The 19751-nt window shown below is 73.8% G+C and carries 18 protein-coding genes; 5 read left to right on the top strand and 13 right to left on the bottom strand.

Annotated features, from left to right (window positions below):
• The 3 genes from ACZ7GZ_RS14895 to ACZ7GZ_RS14885 all read right to left on the bottom strand — a co-directional run bounded on the left by ACZ7GZ_RS14895 (position 1) and on the right by ACZ7GZ_RS14885 (position 1736).
• Positions 1–639 carry a hypothetical protein gene (locus tag ACZ7GZ_RS14895; protein ID WP_471024254.1) on the bottom strand — a complete coding sequence of 213 codons (639 nt, stop codon included), beginning with the start codon at positions 637–639 and terminating at the stop codon, positions 1–3.
• Positions 636–1487, bottom strand: coding sequence for a CHAT domain-containing protein (locus ACZ7GZ_RS14890; RefSeq protein WP_471024252.1), 852 nt, complete (start codon positions 1485–1487; stop codon positions 636–638). Before ACZ7GZ_RS14890 ends, ACZ7GZ_RS14895 begins: the two co-directional genes overlap by 4 nt.
• Positions 1488–1589: 102 nt before the next feature.
• Positions 1590–1736, bottom strand: a complete 147-nt coding sequence (locus ACZ7GZ_RS14885) for a hypothetical protein (RefSeq protein WP_471024251.1) — start codon at positions 1734–1736, stop codon at positions 1590–1592.
• On the opposite strand from ACZ7GZ_RS14885, the gene ACZ7GZ_RS14880 reads away from it, so the two are divergent.
• The 5 genes from ACZ7GZ_RS14880 to ACZ7GZ_RS14860 all read left to right on the top strand — a co-directional run bounded on the left by ACZ7GZ_RS14880 (position 1731) and on the right by ACZ7GZ_RS14860 (position 7693).
• Positions 1731–2669, top strand: a complete 939-nt coding sequence (locus ACZ7GZ_RS14880; protein WP_471024249.1) for a protein kinase domain-containing protein — start codon at positions 1731–1733, stop codon at positions 2667–2669. The two genes, ACZ7GZ_RS14885 and ACZ7GZ_RS14880, sit on opposite strands and share 6 nt — an antisense overlap.
• A 13-nt stretch (positions 2670–2682) precedes the next feature.
• Positions 2683–3759, top strand: coding sequence for a hypothetical protein (locus tag ACZ7GZ_RS14875; RefSeq protein ID WP_471024247.1), 1077 nt, complete (start codon positions 2683–2685; stop codon positions 3757–3759).
• Entirely contained in the window at positions 3756–5921 is a 2166-nt protein-coding gene (locus ACZ7GZ_RS14870; protein ID WP_471024245.1) for a hypothetical protein, read from the top strand. Before ACZ7GZ_RS14875 ends, ACZ7GZ_RS14870 begins: the two co-directional genes overlap by 4 nt.
• 66 nt (positions 5922–5987) lie before the next feature.
• Complete coding sequence (locus ACZ7GZ_RS14865) at positions 5988–7163, top strand: hypothetical protein (RefSeq protein ID WP_471024244.1); 1176 nt, start codon at positions 5988–5990, stop codon at positions 7161–7163.
• Positions 7160–7693 (top strand): hypothetical protein, encoded by a 534-nt coding sequence (locus ACZ7GZ_RS14860; RefSeq protein WP_471024243.1) that lies wholly within the window; start codon positions 7160–7162, stop codon positions 7691–7693. Before ACZ7GZ_RS14865 ends, ACZ7GZ_RS14860 begins: the two co-directional genes overlap by 4 nt.
• A gap of 27 nt (positions 7694–7720) precedes the next feature.
• On the opposite strand, the gene ACZ7GZ_RS14855 is transcribed toward ACZ7GZ_RS14860, so the two are convergent.
• The 10 genes from ACZ7GZ_RS14855 to ACZ7GZ_RS14810 form a co-directional block, all read right to left on the bottom strand.
• Positions 7721–7849 carry a hypothetical protein gene (locus ACZ7GZ_RS14855; protein WP_471024382.1) on the bottom strand — a complete coding sequence of 43 codons (129 nt, stop codon included), beginning with the start codon at positions 7847–7849 and terminating at the stop codon, positions 7721–7723.
• Positions 7846–8733: a carbohydrate ABC transporter permease gene (locus tag ACZ7GZ_RS14850; RefSeq protein ID WP_471024242.1), complete on the bottom strand. Its 888-nt coding sequence runs from the start codon at positions 8731–8733 to the stop codon at positions 7846–7848. The genes ACZ7GZ_RS14855 and ACZ7GZ_RS14850 overlap by 4 nt, the downstream gene beginning before the upstream one ends.
• Before the next feature lie 14 nt (positions 8734–8747).
• On the bottom strand, positions 8748–9710 hold the full coding sequence (locus ACZ7GZ_RS14845) for a carbohydrate ABC transporter permease (protein ID WP_471024240.1): 963 nt from the start codon (positions 9708–9710) through the stop codon (positions 8748–8750).
• On the bottom strand, positions 9704–11047 hold the full coding sequence (locus ACZ7GZ_RS14840; RefSeq protein WP_471024238.1) for an ABC transporter substrate-binding protein: 1344 nt from the start codon (positions 11045–11047) through the stop codon (positions 9704–9706). Before ACZ7GZ_RS14840 ends, ACZ7GZ_RS14845 begins: the two co-directional genes overlap by 7 nt.
• Positions 11044–12024: a GNAT family N-acetyltransferase gene (locus ACZ7GZ_RS14835; RefSeq protein WP_471024237.1), complete on the bottom strand. Its 981-nt coding sequence runs from the start codon at positions 12022–12024 to the stop codon at positions 11044–11046. The genes ACZ7GZ_RS14840 and ACZ7GZ_RS14835 overlap by 4 nt, the downstream gene beginning before the upstream one ends.
• 48 nt (positions 12025–12072) lie before the next feature.
• Positions 12073–13269 carry an exo-beta-N-acetylmuramidase NamZ family protein gene (locus tag ACZ7GZ_RS14830; RefSeq protein WP_471024236.1) on the bottom strand — a complete coding sequence of 399 codons (1197 nt, stop codon included), beginning with the start codon at positions 13267–13269 and terminating at the stop codon, positions 12073–12075.
• Between the two features lie 101 nt (positions 13270–13370).
• A complete protein-coding gene (locus ACZ7GZ_RS14825; protein ID WP_471024234.1) occupies positions 13371–15740 on the bottom strand; it encodes a glycoside hydrolase family 65 protein in 2370 nt (789 codons plus the stop codon).
• 2 nt (positions 15741–15742) lie between these two features.
• Positions 15743–18064: a xanthine dehydrogenase family protein molybdopterin-binding subunit gene (locus ACZ7GZ_RS14820; protein ID WP_471024232.1), complete on the bottom strand. Its 2322-nt coding sequence runs from the start codon at positions 18062–18064 to the stop codon at positions 15743–15745.
• 36 nt (positions 18065–18100) lie between these two features.
• The gene (locus tag ACZ7GZ_RS14815; RefSeq protein ID WP_471024231.1) at positions 18101–19096 is read right to left on the bottom strand and encodes an FAD binding domain-containing protein; all 996 of its coding nucleotides are present in this window, start codon (positions 19094–19096) and stop codon (positions 18101–18103) included.
• Complete coding sequence (locus tag ACZ7GZ_RS14810; RefSeq protein ID WP_471024230.1) at positions 19093–19632, bottom strand: (2Fe-2S)-binding protein; 540 nt, start codon at positions 19630–19632, stop codon at positions 19093–19095. The genes ACZ7GZ_RS14815 and ACZ7GZ_RS14810 overlap by 4 nt, the downstream gene beginning before the upstream one ends.
• Positions 19633–19751: the final 119 nt, after the last annotated feature.

Below are 19751 nucleotides of genomic sequence, written 5' to 3'. Positions count from 1 at the left end.
TCAGTTCCGCCTCAGGGTGCGGAAGTTCATGGGGCACTGCTGGACGGTCAGTTCGCTGCGCCACTGCTCGAAACAGCCGAGGCCGCGCGCCGGGTCCTGGTGGACGGCCTTGCGGCAGCCGGGGTCCCCGGGCGAGCAGGGGCAGACGACCACCGTCTCGAACAGCCGGAAGGTGTGCGTGCACACGAAGCAGGCGTTGCGCTGCCGCGGCTGCCCGAGCACCGGGTCGCCGGGCATCAGCCGCACGGTGTGCAGGGTGTCCGGCCGGGGGTCGGTGGTGTCGACGCCGCGGAAGAAGGCGGCCTGCGCCCCCGGGTCGGACGGGTCGGCGGGCGGGGCCTCGCCGCTGCAGGGCAGGTTGCGCAAGTGGTGGGTGACGTCGGTCAGTCTGCCGTCGTCGGCGTGGCGCAGATAGACGGTGTCGTCCAGCCGGAAGGTGTGGCCGCATACCCGGCAGGGGGCGCGGCGCGCGGAGCCGGGCCGCCGCCAGGTGCCGAGCCAGCGCGAGTCCACGGTGGTGGAGGCCGGGCCGTCGGCGCCGGCGACCTGCGGGTTGTCGCCGCGCTGCAGTCCGCGCTCGAAGGCGCTGGCGACGCCGGCCGGGGCGGAGGTGGCGGGGCGCGTGTCGGGCGTCGTCATGCCGCGCGGCCCCTTCGGGTGCGGTGGTGCACCGCGTCCGGGTCGTGGCCGCCCAGCAGGAGGGCCACGCGGGCGGCCTCGCAGGCCCGGTCGACGGCGGTGGAGTGGGCCAGGGATTCGTAGAAGCCCCTGGCGAAGGCGAGGGCGGCGTCGTCGGTGAGTTCGCCGCCGGTGCCCACGACGGTGTCGGCGCAGTCGAGCAGGCCGTGCGCGTACGCCGCCGACCAGCAGGAGTTGAGGACGACGCAGTCGAGCGGCGCGTACAGGGCGAGGGCCGCGGCGAGTGCCCGTACCGGGACCGGGGCGGAGGTGCCCGTCTCGTCCTCGAAGAGCAGCCGCCCGTCGTCCGTGCCGTGCCCGGCGAAGTGCACGATGTGCGGCCGGACCGATTGGAGCTGCGGCAGGATGTCGGACACCCGGGCCGCCGGGTGGGCCTCCACCGTCAGCCGGCCGGCGGAGCGGGCCGCCGCCTCCCGGACGACGCGCTGTTCGGCGCCGATGCGCAGCCTGGCCTCGTCGAGCGGCGCGGACATCAGGCACAGCACCCGCAGGCCGGCCGGCGCGCGCCGGCCGGCCAGGGCCGCGAGGCCCTCGTGTCCCGGGAAGAGCACGGCCGCCGCGGTGACGAGGTCGCCGAGCGTGACGCCTTGGAAGCGGCCCTGGTCGACGGTCCGGCAGACCGCGCGCCACCAGGAGGCGGCGGGCAGCTGGGAGAACGGCGGCAGCAGGGCGGGGCTGATTCCCAGGTCTTCGAGAAAGGCGTGACTGTTCGGGGCGTCCGGAAACAATTCGCCCAGTGTTTCGAATGCGCCGGCATCGCGCAGTTGTGTCCATGTCGGACTGGCCATCTGTTCGTCCCCCGAGCCAACTTCCGTCACGTATTGGGCCGTTGGTGAGAAGGGTACGCGCAGTGACGCTGCGCGGGTGTAGTTTCGGATTCCGCAGCACACTTATCGGGGGCGGGTTTGATCGAGCGTCTGGAAATGATCACCTGTGGTGGCCGCGATGCCGGAAAATCGATCTTCGAGATCGATTTCGATCGCCAGGGAGAAGTGTCCCGGGACGGGTTCCGAGAACGTCACGGTCTGCTGGTGCACGGCGGCGGCGAGCGTGTCGTGCAGCGCATCGCCCACACCGACGCGGCGCGCCGGGAGCTGGAACGGACCGTCAGGACGGCCGACGTGCTGGTGCGCCGGCTCGGCATCACCAGCTACCCGCCCGAACTCAGCCGCGTCATCGGCTACCGGGCGGACGGCCGGGCGCCCTACCTGGTCGCCACCCGGCGCGGCCGCCCCCTGTCCGAGATCGGCGACCGGTTACCGCTGGGGGCGGGCCAGTTGTGGGCCGTCGTGGACGGCATCCTCGCGGTGCTCCGGCACCTGAACGACCTGCGTCTGGTGCACCGGGACATCCGGCCCGAGACCCTGTGGTGGGACGGGACCACGGTACAGCTGGCCGACTTCGGTCTCACCCTGGACGAGGGCGAGCCCCGCGGCGCGGCGGCCGGCACCGACCCGTGGCGGTCCCCGGAACAGGCCAAGGGCCAGGGCCGGGCCGACTGCCGGGACGACGTCTACTCCGCCGGCGCCGTCATCTTCCACCTCGCCACCGGCGAGGAGGCCACCACGGCCGCGGACATGCGCGACCGGGTGCACTGGCTCGACGCCAGCCAGCGCACCCTGCTGGAAGGGGTCTTCACCGACGAGGCGCGTCAGCGGGTCAGCGGATACACGCTGCGGCTGCGCCGCGACACCCAGGCGGGCCGGAGCACCGGCTCCGGCCCGGGCACGTCCGGCCCGCCCCGGCTCGCCGAGGTCGAACAGCAGGCCCGCCGGCACTTCCACGAACTGCGCGCCCGGCAGCACGCCTTCAACCAGCGGCAGCACAGACAGTCGTACCCCCAGCCGCCCGCCGCTCCCCCGCGCACCGGCCCGGTCCCGCCCGTCACGGGCAGGCGGGCCGTCGTCCTGTCCGTCGCCGTGGCCGTCACGCTCGTATGCGTGCTGATCGCCGTCCTGGCGCTGACCTGACGGGAGGAGTGACATGGCAGCAAAAGTGAGGTGCCCCATCTGCCTCAGCATGGTCGACTGGGCGAAGGCCGAGACCGTCACCCTCACCGCGGACGGCCGGCCCGAACAGCTCGTCCGCCGCGAGGGCGAGGACGACGTACGCTGGAACCACCGCCGGCTCAACGCCTACCGGCTGTGCACGGGCGGCGGTGAGCCGCACGTCCTGCCGGGCCGCTACGGCGACTTCGGGGAGCCCCTGGTCATCGGCGTGGTCGGCGAGTCCGCGGCCGGCAAGAGCCATCTGCTCGCCGCCATGCTCGGCATGCTCTCCGACGTCGACCGGATGGCCCGCCTGGGCCTGGTCGTCGGGGGGCTCGACCTGAAACTGCACCAGCGCTATCTGAAGGACGTCGTCCGGCCCTTCCTCGACCAGGGTCAGGGCCTGGCCGGAACCCCCGCCCAGCCACCGGAGTTCACCGACGCCCTGTGGATCCACAACAGCAACACCGGACGCAATGCCGCGGTCGCCTTCTTCGACGTCTCCGGCGAGTGGCTCGCCGACCACGACGCCGAGGTGCCGTTCCTCGGCGCGGTCAGCGCCCTGGTCTTCGTGGTCGACCCGACCCGTATCCGCGGACTGACCACCGCCACCGGCAGCGTCACCGGCGACCCGTCCTTCGGTGTCGTCCTCGACAAGATCGGGCGGCTGCACGGGGTGGACGGCTCACAGTTCCTGCCGCTGCCGGCCGCCGTCGTGGTCGGCAAGTGCGATCTGCTGCGGCACCACGAACCCCTCGTCGACCGCTGGTTCCAGAACACCTCTCCCGACGAGGAGCTGCAGCTCGCCACCGTGGAGCAGGAGAGCGAGGACGCCTACGCCTTCCTCAGCTCCCGCGGCGCCGCCGGCTGGCTCGCCCCGTTCGTGCGCTGCGCCCGCTCCACGCTGCACTTCGCCACCGCGACCGGCCACAAGGCGGTCGAGGCGGACGGCGTCCAGCGCTCGCCGCACGGGAGCTTCGCGCCGCGCCGGACCCTCAAACCCATGCTCGCCCTCTTCGCCATGTGCGGGGTCCTCGACCCCGACGACCTCGGCCAGGGAGCTGTCCGATGACGACGGTCGACCAGATCCTCTTCGGCTGGGCCGAACGGGACCACGAAGGCAACGCCGGGGTCCGCCCGGTCGCCCACTCCGGACTGCGCACCCTCGACCGCTGGGCCAAGCGGCTCCAGTACGTCTGGGCCACCCAGGACGGCCAGGGCGAACAGCCGGAGGACTCGGCCAGCCTCGTCCACCTGGTGTTCGACGACGAGGCGGCCGTCCTGCGCAAGCTGCCCTCCCGCAACCCGCACGGCCGGGGCGGCGCCACGCTGACCCACGTCCTGGTCGGCGACCCGCGCGCGATCGACGCCGGGCTCGCCCTGGGACTGCACGACTGGCCGGGCTGGCGGGACCGCGAGCCGGACGGCGCCGGGGCGGACCTCGCCGCCCTCGACCTGGACGACCTGAGGGAGGCGGCGCGGCCCGGCCTGGCCGCGCTGCGCGAGAGGGTCGCCGAGGTCCCGGCCGAGCAGCTCACCGCGCTCGTCGCCCGGGTGCTCGCCGAGCCCGCGGAGGACTTCAGCGTCCTCATCCGGCCGCAGCTCGCACTGGCAACGATGACCGCCCTGTTCGACATCGCCGGGCCGGTCGCCGGCCGGCCCTGGACCTTCGCGAGCCGCGAGTCGACCGACAAGGGCGGCCATCAGCCCCGGGTGGTGTTCCTCGCCGCCCGGCCGCCGCAGTCGATGTACATCAACCAGCGCCGGCGCGTCGACGTGACCGAGCCCCCGCCGGACACGGACACCACCCGGTTCGCCGCCCAGCTGGTCCAGCTGTACCAGGAGGACGGACACACGGCGCTGGAGCGGATCCGTCCGCGGCACCCGCTGCACACCGCGCAGGACGTGGACGCCTGGCGGCGTACGGTGCCGATCGTGGACGGCCGGATCGCCGACCCACGGGTCCGCCTGGACATCTTCCTCGACGACTCCCTGCTCGAACGGGCCGTCGAGCGCGGTGTCCTGGTCCATGAACGGGCCCGCATGACCGGCGAGTTGCGCCGGCAGCCCGCGGAGTGGCTCCAGGCGGCACTGCGCCGCTGGCGCCGCCTGGAGCGACGGGCCGCCCGCCACCCCGAGCTGCGGGACCTGCTGCTGACCGAGGCCGTGGAGGCCTGCCTCGCCGGACAGGGGCCCGACGGGCTGGTGGAGGCGACGAGGGACGCGGAGCCGGCGCCCCCGGTGGTGGCCAGGATCTTCGGCCGGCAGGTGCCGCCCCCGGGCCTGGACCTGAGCCGGGCCGGACACCGGCGGCTGCTGATCGTGGCCCTCGCCCTGCGCATGCCCCCCGGTGCGCTGGACCACACCGACCTCCTCGCGGCCAGCCCGCCGCAGGAGCTGCTGGACCTCGTCGGGCACTACGCCGGCCGCTACCCGGAGGCCATGCACCTGGTGCTGCGCCACCTCGCGGACGCAGGCCCGAGCCCGGTCGCCGCACACCTGTGGTACGAGCAGGGCCTGCTGCTCGACCCGGTGGACCGTATCGCCGGCGGCGACCGCGTGAAGGAGGTCGACTGCTTCCGCCAGCTGCTCCTCGCCGCGCACGGCCCGCGGCTGGACCGCGCGGCCGCCGCGACCCTGGTGGAACGCGCCGGAGTCCGGGCGCCGCTGGGCCTGTACGCCGCCGCACTGGAACTCGCCGTGGACGACGGGGCCCAGCAGCGGATCCGCTACGAGCTGTCGGAGCAGTTCCTGCGGGCCGAGGGCTACCCCGGCCCCGGCGCGGGCTCCCCGTACGGGTCCCGGCCGGGCGGACCGGTACTCGGCGGCAGAACGACCCCGCCGCCGGGCTACGGCGCCCCCGGCCCGGTCCCGGCCACGCCGGGCGGGCCCCGGCAGGACCCGCCCGCCACGGGCACCGGCGCACAGCCGCCGGCCGCCGCGGGTGCGGACGCGTACCCGTCCTCCTCCTCTTCCCCACACGCGCACACCGCCTGGGTCCATCCGGCCGTCCCCGACCCCTCGCGGTGGGAGTCCCCGGCGCCGCCGCGGGAACCGGGCCGGTGGCCGGCCGACCCGCACGCCGACGGCGGCCCGCAGGAGCCGTCCGCACGCCGGCGGCGCGGACTCGGGGGCCTCGGCCAACTCGACGGCGTGGCGGTGGCCTTCGTGTCGGCGCTGCTCTTCGTCCTGCTCTGCACGCTCGGCTACATCCTGCTGACCTCCATGCCCTGACCTCGGATACGCCCGCCTCCCTCCCCGCTCCCCACACCGACCGCCGGACGACACGAATGACGCCGCATGACATCGACTGAAGAGGCAACACCGCCGAACCCCGGGCCGGTTCCCGCGCAACGCACCGGCTCCGCTTCGGAACTCGACGGCATCGCCGGGCGGATCCGCGCCCTGGCGAACCGTGCCCGCACCGACGGCTCCGACACCCGGGTCCTCGACCGGGTCGTCGCCGACCTGGAACGGGGCGGGACCACCCTCGCCGGCACCGATCTGGTCGCCGCCTACCCGCCCGAGGTGCTGCTCCCGGACGCGCCCTCGAAGAGCCGCGGCAGCCTGGAGGGCTGGCTCGGCGTCGCCCGCGACGTGCTGGTGTTCGCGCCCATCGCACTCACCTGGTGGCGGCTGCGCGGCGCCCTGGACGCCTACGACGCGACCCGCAGCCAGGACCCCTTCCTGCTCGGCTGGGCCCGCGGCTTCCCGCAGGGCAGCCCGCCCGCGCCGACCACCGTGACCCTGGGCACGTCCGCGCTCCACGTCACGCTGCTGATCCTGGCCGTCGTGCTGCTGACCCTGGTGCTGCACGCCCTGCAGCGCAGCCGGGAGCGGCGGCTCTCCCGTGAGGGGGAGCGCGGGCGGCTCGCCAACGAGCTGGCGCTGGCCACGTTCCTGCTGGCCACGCCCGCACGGCCGGCCGGCAAACCGCTGGACAGCCGGAGCGCCGAGAAGCTCGCCTCCCAGCTCAACGCCGGTACGGAGCTACTGGTGTCGGCGTTGCACCGGACCTCCCAGGAGATCACGGCCGTCCTGGAGACCGGGCCGGGCAGCAGGATCCAGAGCGCCCTGGACGGCTGGACGAAGACGGTCGACGAACTGACCCGGCTGATCCGGGGCCTCACCCCGCCCAGCGAACTGGCCCAGGACCTGATCCGGATCCGGGAGCAGAACGCCGAGGACGAGGCGAAACTGCGCGCCGCCATCGACGCGCTCGTCGGCGACCTGCGGCGCGCCCAGGAGACGACCGGGCAGGAGATCCACCGGCACGACCTCGCGGTCGCCGCGGTCCGGGAACTGGCCCGCAGTCTCGGGGAGACGCTGCTGGTCTTCACCGAGCGGGCGGAGAACCTGGTGGACTCCACCCGGAGCATCTGGCAGCTCGTCGACCGCCTCGACAGCCGCACCGGGCATCTTCCGCCCGGCGGCCTGGACAACGCCGACCCGCCGCCGTACGGGGGCCGTCCGTGAGCCGGCCGCCGCGGCGGGCGGCCGACGGGCGCACCGTGCTGCTCGCCGGGTGGCTCTTCGCCGATCTGCTCCTGCTGCTGCTCGTGATCGCGCTCGGCTCCCTGCCGCGCGAGCACCGCACGGGCGCGACGCCGAAGCCCGGCACGCCGTCCAGCCCGCCGCCGAGCACCCAGCCGGCGGAGCGCGGGCTGGTGCTCAAGCCGTGCAGCTTCACCGTGCGGACGGGCAGTGCCGGGTCCGTCCGGAAGCAGTTCGGCGCGCAGCTGCGCGGGGCCGGGGTGGCGGACCGTGCGGCGGGTTTCGTGCTCTCCTTCGGTACGGCGCCGGATCCGGGGCCGGGCCAGGAGGCCGCCGACAAGGTCAACTCGATGATCACCGGTGGGTTTTCGCACTTCAGGCATGCGCCGAAGCGGGGCTACTGGAAGGGCGGGCCGTCCGGCAAGGTGAGGATCGACGTCTTCTTCCTCGCCACGCCCGACGGTGACACCTCGTTCCCGAAAGGGTGTCACTCCTCGGACGACGACAGCTGACCGGGTGGCGGGGGCACGCAGGCGCAGTCACGGGGGCGGGGCCTGGATGCCCGGGCGGAACTTCGGGACCCGGAGGGTGATCTTCATGCCGGCGCCGACGCCCGTCTCGATGACGAGGCCGTGGTGGTCCCCCGGTCTCTTCCTGGGAAGCCTCACTTGAGGCCGCTGAGCATGACGCCGCGGACGTAGTACTTCTGCAGCAGCAGGAAGAGGACCAGGACCGGCAGGATGCTCAGGACGAGGCCGGCCATGACGATGGGCATCGTGCGGGTGGGGTCGACGTAGTCCTGCAGGAGCTGGATGCCGACGGGCAGGGTCATCACGTCCGGGTTCGCGGTCGAGACGAGCAGCGCCCAGATGTACTCGTTCCAGGCGTCGACGAAGGTCAGCAGGCCGAGCGTCACCAGCACCGGGGTGGTCTGCGGCACGACGATCCGCCACCACACGGTGAACTCCCCGGCCCCGTCGATGCGTGCGGCCTCCAGGACCTCGTCCGGGATCGAGAGCATGAACTGGCGGGTCAGGAAGATCCCGAAGCTGCTCACGAGGAACGGCATGGCGAGCGCCACGATGCTGACGGTCAGGCCCGCGCCGCCGCGCCCGGACAGGTCGTTGCCGCCGGCCAGCGGCCAGTGCACCAGGATCAGGAAGTGCGGGACGAAGAAGACGAACGGCGGGAACATCATCGTCGACAGGACGAGGCGGAAGACGAAGTCCCGTCCCGGGAAGCGCAGTTTGGCGAGTGCGTAGCCGGCGAGCGACGACGTAAGCAGCACCGATCCGGTGATCAGGGCGGTGGCGACGACGCTGTTGCGGAAGAGTGCCGGCAGGTCGAGCTGGTGGATCGCCGCCCGGTAGTTGGACAGGTCGAACGCCTCGGGCAGGAACCGGTACGGCAGCGTGCCGGCCTCGCCGGGCCCCTTGAAGGACGTCATCACCATGTCGAGGAACGGCACCACCGTGAGCACGGCGCCGGTCACCACCACCAGGTACGACAGCCACGGGACTCGGCGGCGGCCCGGGCGCCCCGCCCCTCTCATGCGTCCTCCCGCTCTCATGCGTCCTCCCCCTTGCGCCGGAAGATCCACAACTGCACCAGGGTGACCAGGAGCACCACCACGAACAGCACGAAGGCGGCGGCGCTGGCGGTGCCCCAGTCGCCGTAGCTGAAGGCCTGCCGGTACATCTCCAGGGCGGCCACATTGGTCGCGTCACCCGGCCCGCCCCGGGTCATCACGATGATCAGCGCGAACGACTGCAGGCCGGCGAGGAACTGGGTAATGCACACGAACAGCAGGGAGGGCCGCAGCAGCGGCAGGGTGATCCGCCAGAAGACGGTGACGGGCCCGGCGCCGTCGAGCGCGGCGGCCTCGTAGTACGAATCGGGAATGGACTTCAGCCCGGCGGTCAGGACGAGGATCGCCGAGCCGACCGAGGCCCAGGCCTGGACGACCACGACCGAGGGCAGTGCGGTGTCCGGGTCCTGCAGGAACGCCACCGAGCCGAGACCGAGGGCGTTGAGGACGCCGTTGACCAGACCGCCCGGCTCGTACATGTACTTCCACACGTTGCCGACGGCGACGACGGTCGTGACGATCGGCAGGAAGTACAGGGTGCGCCACAGCCCCTGGAACCGTAGCTTGTCGATGCAGGTGGCGACGAGCACCGAGCCGGCGAGTGCGAGGGCCACGGTACCCAGGGCGAACAGCAGCGTGTTGGTGAGGATCGGCGTCAGGAACGTCGATCCGTCCGCGAACAGGCCGGTGAAGTTGTCCAGGCCGACCGGATCGATGTCGCCGAGCCTGAACCCGGCCCAGCGGGACATCGACAGCAGCAGCGCGAACCCGAGCGGCAGGACCAGGAAGACCGCGAAGAACAGCAGCGCCGGCGCCAGGAAGAGGTAGGCGACGACGGCCTGGCGGCGCCGGTTGCGGGGACGGCCGTCCAGCACCGGGCCGGCGGTGTGCGACGGGGCCGCCGTCCCTCCGGCCGTCTCCGGCGCCAGGGCGTTCACCATGAGCGCGACACCTCCTGATCGACCTGACGGCGGATGGTGCGCAGGGCCTCGCCGACCGACTGCTGACCGGTCCACAGCGCCTCGATGTTCTTGCGCAGCAGCGACTTGGCCTGCTGCGCGCCCGGCACGTTCGGCTCCGGCACCGCGTACGCGAGCGCGTCCAGGAACGGGCGCAGGTTCGGATCGCCGCCCCGGCCCAGGAGTGCCCGCATGTCGTCGGCGCGGCCGGTCAGGGAGCCGACCGAGACCTGCAGGGCGCTCATCCGGGTCGCCGCCGTACCCTTCTTCACGGGCGCCTTCTCGGTGTTGAGCCAGCGCAGGAACTCCCAGGCCTCGCGCGGGTGTGCGCTGGCGGTGTTGACACCCAGCATGAAGCCGGTGGAGAGCGTGGCGCGCGGGTCGCCCGCCTCGGGGACGGGCACGGGCGCGATGCCGACATCGCGGTAGTCCCTGCCCATCAGGGGCTTCAGGCTCCCGGTCCACCAGCCGGCGCTGATCACCATGGCCACCTGACCGGAGGGGAACGCCTTGTAGACGTTGACGCCGGGGTCGCTCGCACCCGTGTCGACGAGGCGGTGCTCCAGTTCGAGCACGGCCCGGCCGGCCGGCGCGTCGATGGCGGTGCGCCTGCCGTCCGCGGAGACGAACCTGCCGCCGGCGGCGTTGAGCAGGGCGAGGGTCTGCCCGACGGTGGTGGAGTCGTCGTAGGCCGAAAGGCCGAACCCCTGGACCAGCGTGTTGCCGTACCGGTCCCGCCTGGCGGTGCGGTACGCCGTCTCCTCCAGCTCGCGCCAGGTGCGCGGCGGGCCGTCGAGGCCGGCCTCCCGCAACAGGCGCTTGTTGTAGTAGAGGGCGTACGTCTGCGCCTCGGTGGGGTAGCCGTAGACCTTGCCCGCCACCGACGCGGCGCCGACCGCGGCCGTGCCGTAGCCGCGCCGGATCTCCTCGGCGTGCTCGGACGGGGCGGGCCGCAGGACACCGGCCCGGACGAGCTGGCCGTTCCACAGGCAGTACGGGTGCAGGATGTCCGCGCCCTGGCCCGCGGCCTGCCGGACCATGAACGTGGTCAGCAGCTCCGTGAACTCGACGGCCTTCGTGCGCACCTTGACCCGGTCGTGCGTGGCGTTCCACTCGTCGACCGGGCCCTGCAGGGCCTGCTGCAGCTCCCCGCTCGCGTAGTGGGAGAGCAGGGTGAGGACGATCGGGTCCCCGGGCCGGCCGGTCCCCCGGCGCGGCGCGGCGCATGCGGAGGCGAGCAGCGCCGAGGGGAGCGCGAGGGCGAAGTGACGGCGGTTCAGACCGGCGGTGCGGCGGGGGCTGTGACGTGACGGCGTCACCGGGCGGCCTCCCGGCGCAACACGCGGAACACCCGGGTCGTGGTGAAACCCGCCTTGCGGTACAGGTGGCCCGCCGGGGAACGCTCGCCGGTCCACAGGAACCACGCGCCGTGCGCGCCGCGCGCCCGCATCCGCTCCAGGACCAGGTGGAGCAGGACCTTGCCGAGTCCGGTGCCGCGCATCTCCTCCAGCACGCCGAACGGGCCGAACCGCTCGTCGGCCGACGCGTACGCGCCGTGCATCGCCCAGCCGGCCAGGCGGCCCGAGGGGTCCCGGGCTACGACGATCCGGTCGAGCGGGGTGCCCGCGACCAGACACTCCCGGATCGCGCGTGCCCAGTCCGGGTTGAAGTGGTTCCCGGCGAGCGCGACGAGTTCCACCAGGTCGTCGTCGCAGGGGGTGGCGAACCGGTGGCCCTGCGCGGTCAGTTCGTCCAGGCGGTGGGCGACCTCGTCCGGGATCCGGTAGCCGACCAGGCCGCGGTCCATCGCCGCCGCCTCGTAGAGCGTGCGGAAGCCCAGGGATTCGAGGAGCCTCGCCGCCTCGGGGTAGGTCCCGGCGTCCAGGCCGGGGAGGACGTAGTTCGGGGTGTACGGGGAGAAGTCCACCGTGGTGCGGCCGTGGCCGTGCAGCCAGTCGAGGGCGTCGGTCAGCAGCCGGCGGCCGAGGCCGCGTCCGCGGGCGGCCGGGTCGACGAAGAAGAACGGGATCCAGCCCTGCTCCGGCTCCAGGTCGGTACCGGTCATCGGTGTCAGCCGGCGCACCGCGTAGGCGGCGCCGACGACACGGCCGCCGTCGACGGCGACCCGCAGCCCCGCGGGATCGAAGTTGGCGTCGAGCAGCACCAGGGAGCGGAAGCGGTCCGCGGTGACGGGGTCGGCCGGCGCGCTCCGCCGCCACACCGCCACCAGCTGTGGTCCGTCACCCACGCGAAAGCCGCGCACCTCGGCCCGGGATGTCGTCGTGCGATCGGTCATCGACGGGGTTGTCCTTCCCTCCACGGACCGCCCGGCGGGCAGCAGGACTCAGGCATAGAGCAGGGGGCCGGCGCCGGCCCAGTGGGCGGGGGGCGCCGGCGGGGCGCACAGCGGCAGCGGGTCGGCGCCCGCGTCGACGGTGTGCCGCAGCCGGTCGGAGCCCCACAGCAGGTCGATGAAGTGGCGGTGGCCGGTCCCCTCCGCGCCGCCGTCGGCGGTGTGCCAGGCGAAGTCGTCCGGGTACAGCCGCCGCAGCAGGGCGAGCATCGCCACGGCGGTGCGTACGGGAGCGAACGCCTCGCGGTCGGTGATGTGGAGCTGGACCCCGCGCAGCGGCCGTCCGGCGTGTTTGTGGAAGGTCGGTACGTACCGCAGATCACGGAAGTGCACTCCGGGCAGGGCGAGTTCGGCGAGTGAGGGGGCGAACCGCGCGTCGACGTACGGGGCCCCGACGATCTCGAAGGGCTGCGTGGTGCCACGGCCCTCGGAGAGGTTCGTGCCCTCGAACAGGCAGGTGCCGGGGTAGACGGCGGCGGTGGCGGGCGTCGGGATGTTCGGCGAGGGTGCGACCCACGGCAGGCCGGTGGCCCCCGCGTCCATGGCCCGCCGCCAGCCGACGGCCTCGATCACCGTCAGGTCGGCGCAGCGGCCCGCCACTCGGGGCACGATCGAGGCGTTGAGGTGCCGGGCGAGTTCGCCGCAGGTGAGGCCGTGCCGGACGGGTGTCGGGGCGCGCCCGACGAAGCTGGCCCAGGCCTCCTCCAGCAGCGGGCCCTCGCTGACGAGTCCGCCGAGCGGGTTCGGCCGGTCGGCGACCACGAACCGTACGCCCGTGCGGGCCGCCGAGACCATCAGGTCGAACATGGTCCCGGCGTAGGTGTAGTACCTGGCCCCGATGTCCTGCAGGTCGTACACCAGGGCGTCGACGCCGCTGTCGAGCAGCAGGGCGTCCAGGCGTCCGCCGCTGCGGCGGTAGGTGTCGTGGACCGGAAGGCCGGTGGCGGGGTCGGTCCGGGCGGCCTCGCTCCGGCCGGCCTGGGCGGTCCCGTGCAGCCCGTGCTCGGGGCCGAACAGGGCGACCAGCCGCGCGCCGGCCTCCAGCAGCGCGGGCGCGGCGGGACGCAGGTCGGGCAGGACGCCGGTGTGGTTGGTGACCAGCCCGAGCCGGCCGGGGCCGGCGAGTGCGGGCGACGCGTGCAGTCGCGCGATCCCGGTCGTCACCGCGACGCGGTCGTCCGTGCTCATCCTGGGGCCCCGTCTGCCGGTGACGTCTCGAAGCGGTTGTCGGAAATTTACTGGCATGTCCGGGAACTTGGCAATGAACCACTCACAGGGGTGCCGCGGACTCACTCCGGTACGACCAGCTGCGCCGTCTCCCCCGGTCCGACCGGTACGACCCGGTCGTGCAGGCAGACATCGATGAGTGAGCGGTCGGAGGACGGTACGGCGATCTCCAGCAGGCCGCTGCGCAGGCGCAGATGGACGCCCCAGTGGCCGTGGTAGCGGATGGAGAAGCCGTAGGAGGACAGTTCCGGCAGCGGGACCGGGTCGAGGTACAGGGCGCCGCTGCGGGTCTCCAGGCCGGTCAGTCCGCGCTGGACGAGGTCGAGGGTGCCGGCCATGGCGCCCAGGTGGATGCCCTCGCCGGTGGTGCCGCCCTGCAGGTCGGCGATGTCGCCGCGCAGCGCCTCCTGGACGAAGGCCCAGGCGCCGGCGCGGCGGCAGCGGGCCAGCACCCAGCCGTGGACCAGGCCGCTGAGGGTGGAGCCGTGGCTGGTGCGGTGCAGGTAGTGGTCGACGGTCGCGGTCCAGGTCCCCTCGTCGAGGCGGTAGCCCAGCCGGCCGAAGAGCGAACGCAGTTCGGCCGCCGAGAAGAGGTAGCCGAGCATCAGGACGTCGGCCTGTTTGGACGCCTTGTACCGGTTGACGGTGTCGCCCTCCGCCTCCAGGATCCGGTCCAGGCGCCGTATGTCGCCGTACCGCATGCGGTAACCGTGCCAGTCCAGCTCGGCGAGGTCGCCGTAGCCCTCGAACTGGCTGATCACCCCGTCGTGGAACGGCACGTGCAGGGTGCGGGAGATCTCCTCCCAGCGGGCGGGCTCGTCCTGTTCGAGTCCGGCGTTCTCGGCGAGCTCGCGGCGGCGCGGCTCGGGCAGGGCGTCGAGCAGCTCCAGGGCGCGGGCGAGCACCCAGGCGGCGGTGACGTTGGTGTACGCGTTGTCGTCCAGGCCCGGTGCCGCGGCACCGGGGTAGGCGTCGTGGTACTCGTCGGGGCCGACCACGCCCCGGATGCGGTGCCGGCCGAGGCGGTCGTCGTAGCCGGCCGAGTCCGCCCAGAAGCGGGCGATGTGCAGCAGCATCTCGGCGCCCTCGCCGTGCAGGAAGTCGATGTCGCCGGTCGCCTCGCAGTACTGCCAGATGTTGTAGGCCACCGCCGAGCCGACGTGGTGCTGCAGCCGGCTGTGGTCCGGCAGCCAGCGGCCGGAGCGGGGGTTGAGGTGGAGCTGCTGGGTCTCCTCGCGGCCGTCGCTGCCGCTCTGCCACGGGTAGAGCGCGCCGCGCCGGCCGAGGTCCCGGGCCGCCTGGCAGGCGGCGTCCAGCCGGCGGTGGCGGTAGTGGAGCAGCGCGCGGGAGACCTCGGGCAGGTGCAGGTTGAGGTAGGGCAGGACGAAGAGTTCGTCCCAGAAGACATGGCCGCGGTAGGACTCGCCGTGCAGCCCGCGCGCGGGGACGCCGACGTCGAGGTCTGCGGTGTGCGGCGAGAGGGTCTGCAGCACATGGAACAGGTGCAGGCGCAGGATGCTGCCCGCCTCTCCGGGGACCTCGAGCGTGGTGCGCCGCCACAGCTGCTCCCAGGCCGCGGCGTGCGCCTCCTGCAGCGCGTCGAAGCCGGGGGCGGCGCCGACGCGGTCGACGGCCGCCTGCAGCGCGTCGCCGATGGCCGGGTCGTGGGAGGTGTGCAGGGCGACGGTCTTGTCGACGGTGACGGTACGGCCGGGCGCCAGCCGCAGCCGCACGTGCTGGACGGCGCGCTCGGGTTCGGGCACCAGCATCACCGGCGCGTCGGCGGTCAGCCGGGCGGCGAGGCCGAACTCGATGCGGGAGGTGCGGGTGTGGCAGCGCAGCCATACGGTGTCGTGGGCGGCGATGCCGGTCCGCACGTGGATGAGGTGCCGGCCGTCCAGGTCCCGGTAGCGGGCCACGCCGGAGTTGGTGACCCGTCCGTCGAGCGCGGCCTCGACGTCCAGGTCGAGGCCGCCGCCCTCGACGGTGAACTCGGTGCGCAGCGCGGCGAGATGGGGGTCGGCGAGGTGGACGAGACGCAGCTGGCGCACCTGGAGCGTGGCCCCGCCGTCCAGGCCGTAGCCGGTGCGGCGTTCCAGCAGGCCGGGGTCGAGATGGAGCATCTGGTGGTGCTCGGCGACGGGGGCGGTGTCCGGGGTGAGCCAGGCGCCGCCCGCCGGACGGAAGCGCAGCGGCAGCCAGTTGGGGAGGTTGGCGATGTCCTCGTTCTCGACCCGGCGTCCGGCGACCTCGGAGGTGAGCCGGTCGTAGCAGCCGGCCGCGTAGGTGCCCGGGTAGTGGATGTCGTCGGCGGTGCACTCGGGCAGCGCCCCGCGGGTGGCGACGTAGCCGTTGCCCAGGGTGCACAGGGACTCCCGCAGGCGTTCCTCCTCCGGGCGGTAGCCCTCGTACTCCCAGGTCGGTCCCGGCACCGTCACCCTCCGGCGAGCAGGCCGGTGAGGACCCGGTCAGGGGTGAGGGGCAGGTGGCGGAAGCGGATCCCGGTGGCGTGGTGGACGGCGTTGCCGATGGCGGCGGCCGTGCCGACGATGCCGATCTCGCCGATGCCCTTGCTGCCCATGGGGTTGAGGTGCGGGTCGTCCTCGTCGATCCAGTCGGCCTCGATGTCGGGGACGTCGGCGTGCGCGGGCACGTGGTAGGAAGCGAGGTCGGCCTCGGTGAAGTCGCCGAATGCCCGGTCCATCGTGCTGTTCTCGGTGAGGGCCATGCCCAGGCCCATGATCATGCCCCCGGTGAACTGGGAGCGGGCGGTACGGGCGTTGAGGATGCGCCCGGCGGCGAAGATCCCCAGCAGCCGCCGTACCCGGGTCTCGCCGGTGACGGTGTCGACGGCGGCCTCGGCGAAGTGGGCGCCGAAGGCGTGCCGGGCGTAGGGGCTGTCGGCGTCGGCCCGTCCGGCGGTGTCGGCGTGGGTCTCGATGCCGTCGGCGGGCAGCGGTCCGGTGTGCGCGGCCAGCCGGGACGCCAGCCCGGCACACGCCTCGTGCACGGCCCAGCCCCAGGAGGCGGTGCCCAGGGAGCCGCCGGCGAGCCAGGCGGACGGCAGGTCGCTGTGCCCGATGTCGGTGCGGACCCGGTCGAGGGGCACGCCGAGGGCGTCGGCGGCGATCTGGGCGAGGACGGTACGCGCCCCCGTGCCGATGTCCGTCGCGTTGATCCGGACGGCGAAGGTGCCGTCGGGCAGGGCCCGGGCGGTCGCCGTGGCCGGGACGGCGCCGGCCGGGTAGGTGGCCGCGGCCACGCCGGTTCCGATGAGCAGCGGGCCCTCGCGCCGGACACCCGGCCGTGGATCACGCTCGGCCCAGCCGAAGCGGCGGGCGCCCTCGCGCAGGCACTCCACGAGATGCCGGCTGCTGAACGGTTTGCCGCTGCCGGGCTCGCGCTCGGGTTCGTTGCGCACGCGCAGCTCCACCGGGTCCATGGCGAGCGCGTCGGCGAGTTCGTCCACGGCCGACTCCAGGGCGTACATGCCGGGCGCCTCGCCGGGGGCGCGCATCCAGGACGGACTCGGCACGTCGAGCGGGACCACCCGGTGGGTGCTGAGCAGCGCCGGGGCGGCGTACATGACGCGGGCGGGCACCGCGGCCTGCTCCACGAACTCCTTCACGCGGGAGGTGTGGGTGATCACCTCGTGCAGGACGGCGGTGAGCCGGCCGTCCGGGTGCGCGCCGAGGCGCAGCCGCTGCTCGGTGGGGGCGCGGTGGCCGACGGCGGTGGGCAGATACCGGCGGGGGTAGGCGAGGGTGACGGGCCGGCCGGTGTGCCGGGCGGCCATCGCGGCGAGGACGACGTCGGGGCGCGGGGTGCCCTTGGAGCCGAAGCCGCCGCCGACGTGCTCGCAGACCACGGTGATCCGGTCCTCGGGCAGCCCGAACAGCTGGGCGAGCACGGACCGCACGGTCGTTCCGCCCTGGCTGGAGGTGTACACGGTGAGCCGGTCCCCGTCCCAGTGGGCGGTGCTGGTGTGCGGCTCCATGGGGTGGTTGTGCAGGGGCGGCACCCGGTAGACGGTGTCGACGCGGACCTCGGCGGCGGCGAACGCGGCCTTCGGGTCGCCGTGTTCGACGCGGCCGGGGAAGCCGGCGTTGGCCTCCTCGGGCTCGTAGGCGTCCCGGTGACCGGGGTCCAGGCCGACGTCGTGGGGTTCGGCCGCGCAGGTGACGCGGACGGCCCGGGCAGCGGCGCGGGCCGCCTCCAGGGTCTCGGCGACGGCCAGGGCCACGCACCAGCCCCGGTGCGGCACGTCCGGGCCCTGCAGGACGGCGAGCGTGGCGTCCTCGGGCTCGGCGAGCCGCGGTGCGTCGTCGGGGGTGAGGACGGATAGGACGCCGGGCAGGGCGAGGGCGGCCGAGGTGTCGACGGCGGTGACCCGGCCGCGCGCGACCGGAGCGGGCACGGGCCAGGCGTGGGCGCGGCCGGGCAGGGGGTGTTCGCCGGCGTAACGGGCGGCACCGGTGACCTTCTGCCGTCCTTCCCGACGCTCGACGGGGGCACCCAGGGCTCCACCGGGGGCCGGACACCCTTCCGACCGACGCTCGCCGGACGCCCCGGTGCCGGTGCGGCCGGGGGCCCGATGCCCCTCCGGCCGGAACTCGCCGGACACCCCGGTGTCCATGCGGCCGGGGGCACCGTGTCCTTCCGGCCGGCGCTCGGGGCGGGCCCCGGTGTCGGTGCCGGCTGCTGTGTGCGGTGTGTCCCGGTGCGTTGCCGGAGTGCCCGGGGGGTTGCCGGTCATGCGTTCCTCCTGCTCTCCTCGCTCCTCCCTACCGGCTCAGGCCGCCGCGGGTGCCGGGGCTAGACGGTTCAGGACGTCCAGGGCGAGGTTGTGGGCGAGGGACACCTTGTAGGTGTTGTCGCGCAGCGGCTCGGCGTGGGCGAGTTCCAGGTCCACGGCGCCTTCGAAGGCGGCGGGGGTGGCGGGGGCACCGAGCAGGGCCAGCTCGGCGTGCCGGGCCCGCCAGGGCCGGTGGGCGAGCCCCCCGAAGGCGATGCCCACCTGGTCGACGACGCCGCCGGCGACGCGCAGCACGACCGCCACGGAGGCGAGGGCGAAGGCGTACGACGCCCGGTCGCGGGCCTTGCGGTAGGCGGACGGGACGTCCGCGGTCGCGGCCGGGAGCAGTACGCCGGTGATCAGTTCGCCGGGGCGGATCCAGGTGTCCCGCTCGGGGTGCTCCCCGGGCAGCCGGTGGAACTCGGCCGCCGGAAGGCGCCGCGTGCCCTCGCTGCCGTACAGCTCCACCTGGGCGTCCAGGGCGGCGAGGGCGACGGCCATGTCGGACGGGTGGGTGGCGATGCAGTGCGGGGAGTGGCCGAGGACGGCGTGGTCGCGGTGGACGCCGTCCAGGGCGCCGCAGCCGCTGCCCGGCTCGCGCTTGTTGCAGGGCTTGTCCAGGTCCTGGAAGTACGGGCAGCGGGTGCGCTGGAGCAGGTTGCCGCCGGTGGTGGCGGCGTTGCGCAGCTGCCCGGAGGCGCCCGCGAGCAGCGCCTGGGACAGCGCCGGGTAGCGGTCGCGGACGCGCGGGTCGGCGGCCAGGTCGCTGTTGCGCACGGTGGCGCCGGCGCGCAGGGAGCCGTCGGGCAGCTCCTCGACGCTGTCCAGCGGCAGCCGGCCGACGTCGATGAGGACGGCGGGACGCTCCACGCCGAGTTTCATCAGGTCGACCAGGTTGGTGCCGCCGGCGAGATAGCGGGCGCCGGGGTGGGCGGCGTACGCCTCGACGGCCTCCTGGACGCTGCGCGGCCTGAGGTACCCGAAGCCGTTCACCGGATCACGTCCTCGACCGCCTCGATGATGCGCGGATAGGCGCCGCACCGGCACAGATTGCCGCTCATGCGTTCGCGGATCTCGGACCGGTCCAGCGCAACGGGCCGGCCGGAGGGGACCGCGGGGGCGGTGACCTGGGAGGGGTGGCCGGCCGCGGCCTCGGCGATCACGCCCAGGGCGGAGCAGATCTGCCCCGGTGTGCAGTAGCCGCACTGGAAGGCGTCGCGGTCGAGGAAGGCCCGCTGCAGCGGGTGCGGCTCCTCGCCGTCGCCGCCGAGGCCCTCCACGGTGGTGATCTCGCTGCCGTCGAGGGCGACCGCGAGCAGCAGGCAGCTGTTGAGGCGGCGGCCGTCGACCAGCACGGTGCAGGCACCGCACTGGCCGTGGTCGCAGCCCTTCTTCGACCCGGTGAGACCGAGGTCCTCCCGGAGCAGGTCCAGCAGGGTCCGCCGGTGGTCGATGTGCAGGGTGTGGGGTTTTCCGTTGACCCGGAGGGTGATCCCCGAGTCCGTCGCCAGTTCGTTTTTGCTGGTCATGGCAGGGGGCCTTTCGGACGTGCCCTGATCCGCCCAGACCGCGTATCCACCCGGCGGCGCCTCACACGTCCCGGAGGCCTTCCCTTCGGTCATGGGGACCTGGTGCAGAAGCCGACGCT

The sequence above is a fragment of the Streptomyces sp. NPDC037288 genome, assembly GCF_055603265.1.
Note: the sequence above shows the minus strand (reverse complement) of the source record. Positions and strands in the feature narration are given on the sequence as shown.

What these genes read in the sequence shown, in the direction of transcription:
- ACZ7GZ_RS14850 (WP_471024242.1), bottom strand. Translation starts at nt 8,733, where the DNA reads ATGAGAGGGGCGGGGCGCCCGGGCCGCCGCCGAGTCCCGTGGCTGTCG.
- ACZ7GZ_RS14890 (WP_471024252.1), bottom strand. Translation starts at nt 1,487, where the DNA reads ATGGCCAGTCCGACATGGACACAACTGCGCGATGCCGGCGCATTCGAA.
- ACZ7GZ_RS14845 (WP_471024240.1), bottom strand. Translation starts at nt 9,710, where the DNA reads ATGGTGAACGCCCTGGCGCCGGAGACGGCCGGAGGGACGGCGGCCCCG.
- ACZ7GZ_RS14875 (WP_471024247.1), top strand. Translation starts at nt 2,683, where the DNA reads ATGGCAGCAAAAGTGAGGTGCCCCATCTGCCTCAGCATGGTCGACTGG.
- ACZ7GZ_RS14865 (WP_471024244.1), top strand. Translation starts at nt 5,988, where the DNA reads ATGACATCGACTGAAGAGGCAACACCGCCGAACCCCGGGCCGGTTCCC.
- ACZ7GZ_RS14820 (WP_471024232.1), bottom strand. Translation starts at nt 18,064, where the DNA reads ATGACCGGCAACCCCCCGGGCACTCCGGCAACGCACCGGGACACACCG.
- ACZ7GZ_RS14810 (WP_471024230.1), bottom strand. Translation starts at nt 19,632, where the DNA reads ATGACCAGCAAAAACGAACTGGCGACGGACTCGGGGATCACCCTCCGG.
- ACZ7GZ_RS14830 (WP_471024236.1), bottom strand. Translation starts at nt 13,269, where the DNA reads ATGAGCACGGACGACCGCGTCGCGGTGACGACCGGGATCGCGCGACTG.
- ACZ7GZ_RS14835 (WP_471024237.1), bottom strand. Translation starts at nt 12,024, where the DNA reads ATGACCGATCGCACGACGACATCCCGGGCCGAGGTGCGCGGCTTTCGC.
- ACZ7GZ_RS14870 (WP_471024245.1), top strand. Translation starts at nt 3,756, where the DNA reads ATGACGACGGTCGACCAGATCCTCTTCGGCTGGGCCGAACGGGACCAC.
- ACZ7GZ_RS14895 (WP_471024254.1), bottom strand. Translation starts at nt 639, where the DNA reads ATGACGACGCCCGACACGCGCCCCGCCACCTCCGCCCCGGCCGGCGTC.